This is a genomic window from Endozoicomonas sp. Z74, assembly GCF_057680865.1.
In genome coordinates this window covers 1-533 of record NZ_JBLYZI010000277.1, presented here as the reverse complement: position 1 = coordinate 533, position 533 = coordinate 1, and the positions used below count along the sequence as shown (strand labels likewise).

Below are 533 nucleotides of genomic sequence, written 5' to 3'. Positions count from 1 at the left end.
AGGTGGAAGAGGTACAGACCACCGGTACAGTCACCAACAACACCGGTAACGTTCTGGCGGCTGAAGTCACCAACACTCATCATGTAACTGCCGCCCTGCTGAACGGTGATGGATCCATTGCAGACCGGGGCGTTCGCTTTACGGAAGCCAGCCGCTTTGAAGGCACCGGGGCTGACCAGGTAGTGGACAGCCGCACCACCCAGAGCTGGAATATCGACAGCCTGCAACAGGTGACCGCCACCTTTGGCAACTGGCTGAAAACCACCTTTACCGGCATTAACACCGTACAGACCACCGGTATAGTCTCCAATGCCACCGGGGCTGGCTTGGTGGTTGAAACCAGTGATGCTTATAAACTGGCAGCCGTGGAACTGGATGCCCAGGGGAACATTGCCCAGCGAGGGGTGATCTTTGATAACGCCTCATCGTATCAGGGGTCCTCCGACCAGAGTCATACGGATACCGTCGTAGACTCAAAAGGGTCTGACTGGGCCATTAGCGGTCACCAGAGTGCCACCAGTAACGACGTCGAT

General features: G+C 56.5%; 1 protein-coding gene. It reads left to right on the top strand.

All coding sequences use genetic code 11. The annotated features are described in order from the left end of the window. Window positions 1–533: hypothetical protein (locus ACNRUY_RS26750; protein ID WP_488114705.1), on the top strand; the 533-nt coding region annotated here is incomplete at both ends.